General features: G+C 65.0%; 10 protein-coding genes, 2 tRNA genes and 1 pseudogene. 7 read left to right on the forward strand and 6 right to left on the reverse strand.

Annotation, left to right across the window (positions count from 1 at the left end):
• Together ACTHL0_RS23145 and ACTHL0_RS23150 are read right to left on the reverse strand one after the other, a co-directional pair.
• Nucleotides 1-306 (reverse strand): annotated as a pseudogene (locus ACTHL0_RS23145) (MFS transporter); the annotation flags it as partial.
• 334 nt (nucleotides 307-640) lie between these two features.
• A tRNA-Met gene (locus ACTHL0_RS23150) sits at nucleotides 641-717 on the reverse strand.
• Between the two features lie 133 nt (nucleotides 718-850).
• Between ACTHL0_RS23150 and ACTHL0_RS23155 the strand changes: the two genes are divergently transcribed.
• Together ACTHL0_RS23155 and ACTHL0_RS23160 are read left to right on the forward strand one after the other, a co-directional pair.
• Nucleotides 851-1,348 (forward strand): heme-degrading domain-containing protein, encoded by a 498-nt coding sequence (locus ACTHL0_RS23155; RefSeq protein ID WP_440569298.1) that lies wholly within the window; start codon nucleotides 851-853, stop codon nucleotides 1,346-1,348.
• 3 nt (nucleotides 1,349-1,351) lie between these two features.
• Nucleotides 1,352-1,690: a DMT family transporter gene (locus ACTHL0_RS23160; protein ID WP_440569300.1), complete on the forward strand. Its 339-nt coding sequence runs from the start codon at nucleotides 1,352-1,354 to the stop codon at nucleotides 1,688-1,690.
• A 23-nt stretch (nucleotides 1,691-1,713) separates the two neighbouring features.
• On the opposite strand, the gene ACTHL0_RS23165 is transcribed toward ACTHL0_RS23160, so the two are convergent.
• The gene (locus ACTHL0_RS23165; RefSeq protein WP_440569301.1) at nucleotides 1,714-1,920 is read right to left on the reverse strand and encodes a hypothetical protein; all 207 of its coding nucleotides are present in this window, start codon (nucleotides 1,918-1,920) and stop codon (nucleotides 1,714-1,716) included.
• Nucleotides 1,921-2,070: 150 nt separating this feature from the next.
• Here ACTHL0_RS23165 and ACTHL0_RS23170 point away from each other — a divergent pair, with 150 nt between their 5' ends.
• Nucleotides 2,071-3,222 carry an enoyl-CoA hydratase/isomerase family protein gene (locus tag ACTHL0_RS23170; protein ID WP_440569303.1) on the forward strand — a complete coding sequence of 384 codons (1,152 nt, stop codon included), beginning with the start codon at nucleotides 2,071-2,073 and terminating at the stop codon, nucleotides 3,220-3,222.
• A gap of 106 nt (nucleotides 3,223-3,328) precedes the next feature.
• On the opposite strand, the gene ACTHL0_RS23175 is transcribed toward ACTHL0_RS23170, so the two are convergent.
• Nucleotides 3,329-3,757: a hypothetical protein gene (locus ACTHL0_RS23175; protein WP_440569304.1), complete on the reverse strand. Its 429-nt coding sequence runs from the start codon at nucleotides 3,755-3,757 to the stop codon at nucleotides 3,329-3,331.
• 193 nt (nucleotides 3,758-3,950) lie between these two features.
• Between ACTHL0_RS23175 and ACTHL0_RS23180 the strand changes: the two genes are divergently transcribed.
• Both ACTHL0_RS23180 and ACTHL0_RS23185 read left to right on the forward strand, forming a co-directional pair.
• On the forward strand, nucleotides 3,951-4,148 hold the full coding sequence (locus tag ACTHL0_RS23180; protein ID WP_440569305.1) for a hypothetical protein: 198 nt from the start codon (nucleotides 3,951-3,953) through the stop codon (nucleotides 4,146-4,148).
• Nucleotides 4,149-4,243: 95 nt separating this feature from the next.
• A complete protein-coding gene (locus ACTHL0_RS23185) occupies nucleotides 4,244-4,504 on the forward strand; it encodes a hypothetical protein (protein ID WP_440569306.1) in 261 nt (86 codons plus the stop codon).
• Between the two features lie 58 nt (nucleotides 4,505-4,562).
• On the opposite strand, the gene ACTHL0_RS23190 is transcribed toward ACTHL0_RS23185, so the two are convergent.
• Both ACTHL0_RS23190 and ACTHL0_RS23195 read right to left on the reverse strand, forming a co-directional pair.
• Nucleotides 4,563-5,822: an MFS transporter gene (locus tag ACTHL0_RS23190; protein WP_440569308.1), complete on the reverse strand. Its 1,260-nt coding sequence runs from the start codon at nucleotides 5,820-5,822 to the stop codon at nucleotides 4,563-4,565.
• 11 nt (nucleotides 5,823-5,833) lie between these two features.
• Complete coding sequence (locus ACTHL0_RS23195) at nucleotides 5,834-6,796, reverse strand: PRC-barrel domain-containing protein (RefSeq protein WP_440569310.1); 963 nt, start codon at nucleotides 6,794-6,796, stop codon at nucleotides 5,834-5,836.
• 153 nt (nucleotides 6,797-6,949) lie between these two features.
• On the opposite strand from ACTHL0_RS23195, the gene dusA reads away from it, so the two are divergent.
• Nucleotides 6,950-7,948, forward strand: coding sequence for a tRNA dihydrouridine(20/20a) synthase DusA (gene dusA / locus ACTHL0_RS23200; RefSeq protein WP_440569311.1), 999 nt, complete (start codon nucleotides 6,950-6,952; stop codon nucleotides 7,946-7,948).
• Nucleotides 7,949-8,029: 81 nt separating this feature from the next.
• Nucleotides 8,030-8,105: transfer RNA gene (locus ACTHL0_RS23205), tRNA-His, on the forward strand.
• Nucleotides 8,106-8,107 lie beyond the last annotated feature (2 nt).

An 8,107-nucleotide genomic window follows, 5' to 3' on the forward strand; every position in this document is an offset into this window, starting at 1 on the left:
GGCCGCCGTCAGCATCGTACGGCGCGGCCCCACGTGTTCGAGCCATTTGCCCGCGAACGCAGCCGACAGCCCGAGAAAGACGATCGCCAGCGAGAAGATCCACCCGAGCGTCGTGAGCGACCAATCGTCCGGTGCGGACTGCGTGATGCCGATCACCTTCGTCAGCGGCCCATTGAACACTGAGAACGCGTAGGCTTGCCCGATGCAAAGATGGACGGCCAGCGCGGCGGGGGGCACCATCCATCGCGAAAATCCCGGCTTTGCGACGGTGGCTTGTTTGGACAGGAACGGCGGTGAACCGGTCATGCCGGTTGAATCGGTCGTGCTGCTCACTGGGGTCTCCATCTCATGTCGTTGTCGTTGGAGCGGCCGTTGGCATAGGTGATCGACGGACAGCCGCGCTTGTTGCGCGCTCAACGATATGTAGGGAGATTAGTGCCCGCAATAGGAAACCGAACTGCATAAAGGGTTGTGCCGGATAACGGACGCGCAAGCAGTGCACATGGTGGGAAAAACAAAAAAGCCCGATCCAGGGACCGGGCTTCGATGTTTTCGCGAGGCGGGTGAAAGGGCGCTTTCGCACACATCTTTCAGTATCTCTCGCGATTTTCGGCGCGCTTTATACGCGCATGGGACATTTTGGTTGCGGGGGTAGGATTTGAACCTACGACCTTCGGGTTATGAGCCCGACGAGCTGCCAGACTGCTCCACCCCGCGTCCGTCGAAAGATGAGAGTATAGGGGAAACCTGGATGCGGTGCAACACAAATCGATACCTCGCTCGGCGCGCGAGCCAAATGCGCGGCGCATCTGCGAACGTGGGAGCGCAGGCCGTACGCTAGAATCGCTCCATGAACCTCGAACACGACCTCCAAGCCATTACTCATCAGGAGCACGCGCTCGTCTTTCCGCGATTCGATGCGGCGCGCGCGTGGAAGCTCGGTACGTTCCTGCGCGAGCGGGCGATCGCGCGCAACCATGCGATCGCGATCGACGTGCGTACCTTCGGTGTTCCGCTTTTTTTCTGCGGGCTCGATGGCACGACGCCCGACAATTCGGCGTGGGTGCGACGCAAGAGCAATATCGTCGCCCACTTCCGGCGCAGCTCATATGCGGTGGCGCTGCGCTTGCAGCACACCGGCGCCACGCTCGCGGACAAATACGGTTTGCCGGCCGCCGAGTATGCGGCGGCGGGCGGTTCGTTCCCGATCACGCTGGCAGGCGTCGGCGCAATCGGCTCCGTCACGGTCTCCGGGCTGACGCAGCGTGCCGATCACGAGCTCGTCGTCGAAGCGCTGTGCGCCGAACTCGAACTCGATTTTGCCGAGCTCGCGCTCGACAAGGTGTGACCGATGGGCGGCTCGGGCTACGTTTGGCTGGCCATCGCGATCGTCGCCGAAGTGATCGGCACGTCGGCGCTGCGGGCCTCGGAAGGCTTCACCCGGCTTGTCCCGGCGCTGGTTGTCGTCGCGGGATACGGGCTCGCGTTCTACTGCTTGTCGATGACGCTCAAGTCGATGCCGGTCGGTATCGTGTATGCCATATGGTCCGGAGTCGGCATTGTGCTGATCACGCTCGTGGCCATGGTGCTCTACCGGCAAATCCCCGATCTCGCGGCGGTGGCGGGGCTGTCTTTGATCGTGGCCGGCGTCGTTGTGCTCAATCTCTTTTCGAACATGCAGGCGCACTGAGGTTTGCCCGGATTGGGGGCCTCTCAGCGGCTGCGGTTTCGATCGACTTCGACGCGGATGCCGGCTTGCGCCACGGTTCGCCGGCTCGCTTCGCCCCCGGGCGTCGAGGCGTCTTCCCATAGGCTGATGGCGCGCGGCAAGTCGATACCGTTGTGTTCGGCGTAGTCGAACCAGGCGGTCGCCGCGTCGGCCTCGGAGAGCGGGCGATCGTTCAGAAAGTATGAGTCCATGGTGGCGGTGCGGCTCGAAGCGCTGGCAGCCAGAGCGCGAGCAAGAATCGGGCGCGAGCGGGCGCGAGCGGGCGCGAGCGGCCCGATTCCCACACAACGCGTGCGCATGCTACCTTTTGCGTTTCGCGATCATCTTTCCGTTCGCTGCTCATGCCTACGCCCGAACCGATCCCCGTCGCCTGCGACGAGCTGCGCACCCGAGTCGAGAACCGCATCGGTTTCATCGAGCTGAATCGACCCCAGGCGCTCAATGCGCTGTCCCTTCCGATGATTCGCGCCATGCACGAGGCGCTCGACGCCTGGCGCGACGATCCGCAGGTGCTGGCTGTCGTTGTGCGCAGTCTGCATCCGCGCGCGTTTTGCGCGGGGGGAGACGTGCGCTTCTTCTATGAGGCTGGCCGACGCGGCGATGTTGCGGCGCGCGATGCTTTCTTTATCGAGGAATACTCGCTCGATCACGCGATCTTCACCTACTGCAAGCCGTACATCGCGCTGATGGAAGGTGTTGTCATGGGGGGCGGGATGGGCATCTCGCAGGGGGCGCATCGCACCGGCGGCCTGCGCATCGTCAGCGAAACGACGAAGATGGCGATGCCCGAAACGCGCATTGGACTGTTTCCCGACGTCGGTGCCGGCTGGTTCCTTGCCCGCACACCTGGGGCGATCGGGCGCTATCTCGCCGTGACGGGCGCCGCGATCGATGCCGCTGATGCGATCTATGCGGGATTGGCCGATGCATATCTCGATACGTCGGCCATTCCGGCACTGCTTGATGCGCTGGGGACCGCGCGGTTGTCCGATGGGGGCGATGTCCTCGCCTGCATCGAAGGGTTCGCAAGCCAGGCGGCGCCGCCGTTGCCGCCGGGGGCGGGCGGCCGCTCCGCCGCGCTGCCGCTCGCCGTGACACGGGCGTGGATCGACCGGCATTTTTCCCAGCCCGACGTGGCGGGCATCCTCGCGTCGCTCGAGGCGGAGACCGATTCCGGCGCGCGCGAGTGGGCGCAGGAAACGATTCGCGTCATGCGTGAGCGTTCGCCGCTGTCGATGGCCGTCTCGCTCGAAGTCGTCACGCGTGCGGAAGGACCGATGTCCGATTGCCTGCGGCGTGATCTGGATCTGACGCGATCGATCTTCGATCACGGCGATGTCGTCGAAGGCGTGCGAGCCCGGATTATCGACAAGGACGATCTCCCGGCGTGGCGCATTGCGAGTATCGAGGACGTGACGCGTGCCGAGGTCGAGCACATGTTCGTCAGCGCCTGGACGCCCGATACGCATCCGCTGCGTCATTTGCTGGGGTAGGGCACCGGGAGTCACCGGCCGAGGCAGGCGGTCATGGTTCGGCGCGCGTCGAGCAGCAGCGAGCGTTTGCTGTGAGCCACTATGTTTTGTCCGCCGGGACGCTCGGTCAAGATTCGTCGTCCACCGGGCGCATGAAGGCGCGCATGAAAACGAGCGCCCCCCAGCCCCAAACGGCATTCGCCGCGAAGCCCACCGCGAGCCGCGGCAGCATGTTGCCGCTGGGCCAGATGCCGCGCGCCGGATCCACCATGAACACGCGCGCCGCGGTCAGCACGATCCCGCCGAAAACAAACGCCTGGACCCACGGCGCCGCCCGCTCGGGCGCGACGCGCAGCAGCCACGCCATCAGCACGGCCCACGCGGCGCCCCAGATCGCATTCGCGATGAACTCCGGGATGCCGAGCGGCAAGAACGGGTCCGTCGAAAAGCCCGTCTGGGCGATCAAACCGGCCGCATGCAGCAGCCCGAGCGTGGCTTCCCGGAAGAACAGCGCGGCGAGAAATCCAGAGACGAAAGGCAGAATGAATTTTTGCATGTAGGGTGCGGCGAACACGTCCATGCGGGCCGTTTAGCGCGGCCGTCCGCACGCGTGCGCGTTCGCGAGAAACGGAACGAGCGACATTATAGGCGGGTGTTCGCTAACGCCCGCTCATCGCGGTATTGCGGCGGGCGCGCTGCTCCGAAAGTGCTAAATTGAATTAGCGATTGCATGCCATGAGGAGCGGGCCATGTCCAAATCCTTGAGTCCCGAAGCGGTCGAGGCACTGCGGCGCTTGAACGAAGTCGGTATCGGCCAGGCGCCGCCGCTCGTCTCGACGTCGATTGCCGCCGAATTGCTCAGCGCGGGCCTTGCCGATGAGAACGGCAACGGCGTTATCGAAATCACGTGCGATGGGCGGAAGTATTTGTCCGGGGATTGCGATTAGACGGTGCACCCCAAAGTGCGTCTGCGAACGGGCGGCGGGCGCGTGCTTCGTACGGCTTGGTGCGAAGGCGAAGATACGGTGTTCGGGAGGCAATCATGGAACCGACCGGTATCGACATGGGCGATTACGTGGAGCGTTACCACGGCTTTACGCTCGAAGTCGCGATCGAGCAGGTCATGACGGGCCTGAAATCGCATTATCGTGTGCTGCGGGACAACGAGATCGCGCTCGATTGGCGCCTGGTGCGCGTTGGCGAAACCTGGCCGACGGAACGGCATGCCGCCGAGCGCGCGCTGGACACGGCACGCGCCGCGGTGGACGCCGAACTCGTCTGCGCGTGGCCGCGCGAGTCGTGACGCGGGCCAGTGCGCGTTCGCCGGCTCGCGGCCGCCATGGCTTGCGCTCCGGCTTTCGCTAGGTTGTCGATGGCTCGCGGCTTCCCTCGGCCGAATCGGCCTCGTCCGCATCGCGCGTCTCGGGCAGCGCCGCCCATACCAGCAGTACCGCGAGGGCGCCGGCGGCGGCCAGCGCCATGAAACTGATTGTGTTGCCGAAGCGATCCGAAATGAACCCGGCGGCAAGCGTGCTCAGCGTTGCGCCGATACCGGCCGTCAGTCCGAACAACCCGATGCACAGGTTGTAATGTCCCTTGCCGCCGGCGACGTCGGCCGCGATGAGCGGCAGCATGACGCCGAAGACGGCTGCGCTAATGCCGTCGAGCAGTTGCACGGGTACGAGCAGATAGGGGCTCGAGACGCCGGCGAAGAGCAGCGCGCGCAGAGGCAGTGCCGCAAATCCGAACACGAGCAAGGGGCGGCGCCCCCAGCGCTGCGCCGAGCGCCCGACCCACGGCGACATCGCCGCCACGACCATTTGCGGCACGATAATGCAGGCCGCGATAACGAGCTGAACGTTGTCGGTCATATGCGCGGTCACTTCGCCGGCCGCGAGATTGAGCATCGCCGCGTTCGACAGGTGAAACAGCGCGATGCAAGCCGCGAAGATCAGTACCCGGCGGTCGCGCAACAGCGAGCCGATGCTTTCCCGGTGCTCGGTTGCCGGGGCCGGCGGGGGCGGCGCATCGGGGGCGTGGTTATCGCGCAGTGCGCCGAACGCGGCCCGCCCCGTATCTTCGATCATCGTCAGCGCGATCAGCGCCGGGACGCTCAACGCGGCCGTCAGCCAGAACACGGCGCGCGCCGACGAATATTCGCCGAACGCTCCCATCGCCGCCGCGGCGAACGCGCTGCCGATCGAGGCGAAGCGGGCGTTGCGGCCGAGCCGGTCGCCCAATGCGTGGCGGCCGACGAGCGCGAACGAAATGGCGGCGATCGCCGGCGTCAGCATGCAACTGGCGAAGCCGTGAAACAGCTCGGCCGCGAGCACCGGTAGCAAGGTCGGACTTGCGGCGAGCAGCAAGGCGCACGCCGCGATCGCGAGGATCGCCGCCGCGCCGGCGCTTTTTTTGTTGCGCAAGGCATCGATGAGTGCACCGGCGGGTACCTGGCTCAACATCGCCGTGGCAGTGCCGACGCTCAGGGCGACACCGATTTCGCCTTGCGTCCACTTGTTGGCGGTCAGATATGACGCGATGAATGGTCCGAACCCCGTCTGGACATTGGCCAGGAAGAAATTCAACCAGTCGAGCGCGCGAAGACTTCGTGAAATTGCCATCTGCGCGTTCGTTACCTTGTAGGATGGGTTGCCGAGTCACCCGGGGCAGGTGCGACGGCGCGCACCGGTTGATTCGGCGTGTACGGCGGCGCTGCGTTGACCTGGATGTCGGACAAATCCGTTTGCAGCGATAGCGCGTCGTCTTTCGGCACGAACTTGAGCGCGGACCAGTCGGCCGCGATGCTGCGCCGTTCATGAATGAGACTTCCGACATCGACGACGGCCGCCTGCGGTTCCCCGTGGACGTCAATCAACACGTCGACGACGCGGCCCACACGCGAGCCATTGCCTCGTTCGGCCGTGGCGTCGATGACGCTCAGCAAATGCGCATCGTTCGCGCCCGCCGACTTGCCCGTGGCGTTCTCCTTGGGTTTTGCTGCGGCCGCCGCCGGCGCTTCGTTGGGGCCGATCGAGAGCGTGATCGGCGCGTTGCGGTGGGTCGGATCGAAGCGAAAGTCGCTCCACGGGAAGCGCATCTTGCGATCGCCTATACCCATGAAGCCCGCCAGATTGACGAGCATCTCGCGCGGCTTGCCGGCGGTATCGATAAACATGTCGATGGCGCGCCCGATGACCTTGCCGTCGGGACGTTGCACGCGTGCGTCGAGCAAACCATGAATATCGTTGGCGGCAAGCGTGCGGGTCGCGACCAAAGGCGGCGGCGCGACCGGCTTGGCCGGTTGCGGCGGTGGCGCCGGCTGCGGTTTGGGTGCCGGACGATAGACGGGCTTGGGCGGCGGCCGCTTGTGTTCGGGGGCTTCACGCGGGGCGGATGCCGCCACGGGCGCCGACGCTTCGGGCTCGGGTGCGGGCTCCGCCGGCGCGGGTTCGACAGGCATGACATTGAGCTCGGGCAGCTCCGCCGGCGTGGGGGGGCGAGGACCAAACCACGTGCTGCACCCGGCCAGCACGGCTAAAGGCAAAGCGAGAAAGACGCGCCCGGTGAGGCGCTGACGGGACGATCCGTCGCTCATTGACCCAACTCCTATATGTCTGCCTGTCCAGCGGCGGGCAAGGCGGCGCAGTCGCAGACGCCGCCGCGTTCGCGCGGACACCATTCTAGCGGCTGAGGTAAAATTACGGGCTCGCCGTTGTCTCGCTTTGGTCCCGGTTCGTCTTATCCCCCCATGTCGCCACGCCCTCCAATAAGCCCTCGCCGTGTCTCCGTCGCCCCGATGATGGATTGGACCGATCGTCACTGCCGTTACTTTCACCGGCTCATCTCGCGCCATACGTGGCTCTATACCGAAATGGTGACGACGGGCGCGCTGCTGTTCGGGGATGTCGCGCGCCATCTCGCATTCACGGCAGAGGAAGCGCCTGTCGCATTGCAGCTGGGCGGCAGCGAGCCCGGCGATCTGGCGCGTGCAGCCAAGCTCGGCGAGCAGTGGGGCTACGACGAGATCAATCTGAATTGCGGCTGCCCATCCGAGCGCGTGCAGCGCGGCGCGTTCGGCGCCTGCTTGATGAACGAGCCGCAACTCGTTGCCGATTGCGTGCGCGCGATGCGCGACGCGGTGTCGGTTCCCGTCACAGTCAAGCACCGGATCGGGGTGGACGCCGTCGAGGACTACGCATTCGTGCGCGACTTCGTCGGGTCGATCGCCGAGGCAGGCTGCGAAGTGTTTATCGTTCACGCGCGCAATGCGATCCTGAAGGGTTTGTCGCCGAAGGAAAATCGCGAGATTCCGCCGTTGAAGTACGACTACGCGTATCGGCTGAAGCGGGATTTTCCGTCGTTGGAGATCATCATCAACGGCGGGATCAAGACACTCGATGAAGTCGAGCTGCACCTGCAGCACGTCGATGGGGTGATGCTGGGGCGCGAGGCTTATCACAATCCGTTCGTGCTGGCCGATGTCGACGCTCGCTTTTACGGTGGCGAGCCCGCCAAAACACGCGAGCAGGTCGAAGCTGAACTGATCGCCTACTGCCAGGCCGAGTTGGCACGCGGCACCTACCTCGGGGCCGTGATGCGCCATGCGCTCGGGTTGTATCGCGGCGTGGCGGGTGCGCGCGGCTGGCGGCGCGTGCACTCGGACAACAAGCGACTCGCGGCGCGGGACCTGTCGATTTTCGAGGAGGCGCGCAGCCATCTGCGCGATTCGGTGGAAATTATCGATTGAGGGGCTAGGCAAGCGGCAAATCTATTCGTATAATCTCGCTTCTTCGTTGGCGACGCCGGCGAAGAACTAGCGGTACCAGTGGTGGCTGTAGCTCAGTTGGTAGAGTCCAGGATTGTGATTCCTGTCGTCGTGGGTTCGAGTCCCATCAGCCACCCCAAA

Origin of the sequence: Trinickia sp. (genome assembly GCF_051961175.1) — a bacterium.
Taxonomy (GTDB): Bacteria; Pseudomonadota; Gammaproteobacteria; order Burkholderiales; family Burkholderiaceae; genus Trinickia.

Excerpts from the sequence above, each read along its gene's own strand:
- ACTHL0_RS23170 (WP_440569303.1), top strand. The coding sequence starts at position 2,071 with ATGCCTACGCCCGAACCGATCCCCGTCGCCTGCGACGAGCTGCGCACC.
- ACTHL0_RS23195 (WP_440569310.1), bottom strand. The coding sequence starts at position 6,796 with ATGAGCGACGGATCGTCCCGTCAGCGCCTCACCGGGCGCGTCTTTCTC.
- ACTHL0_RS23190 (WP_440569308.1), bottom strand. The coding sequence starts at position 5,822 with ATGGCAATTTCACGAAGTCTTCGCGCGCTCGACTGGTTGAATTTCTTC.
- ACTHL0_RS23160 (WP_440569300.1), top strand. The coding sequence starts at position 1,352 with ATGGGCGGCTCGGGCTACGTTTGGCTGGCCATCGCGATCGTCGCCGAA.
- ACTHL0_RS23185 (WP_440569306.1), top strand. The coding sequence starts at position 4,244 with ATGGAACCGACCGGTATCGACATGGGCGATTACGTGGAGCGTTACCAC.
- ACTHL0_RS23175 (WP_440569304.1), bottom strand. The coding sequence starts at position 3,757 with ATGCAAAAATTCATTCTGCCTTTCGTCTCTGGATTTCTCGCCGCGCTG.
- ACTHL0_RS23180 (WP_440569305.1), top strand. The coding sequence starts at position 3,951 with ATGTCCAAATCCTTGAGTCCCGAAGCGGTCGAGGCACTGCGGCGCTTG.
- dusA (WP_440569311.1), top strand. The coding sequence starts at position 6,950 with ATGTCGCCACGCCCTCCAATAAGCCCTCGCCGTGTCTCCGTCGCCCCG.
- ACTHL0_RS23155 (WP_440569298.1), top strand. The coding sequence starts at position 851 with ATGAACCTCGAACACGACCTCCAAGCCATTACTCATCAGGAGCACGCG.
- ACTHL0_RS23165 (WP_440569301.1), bottom strand. The coding sequence starts at position 1,920 with ATGGACTCATACTTTCTGAACGATCGCCCGCTCTCCGAGGCCGACGCG.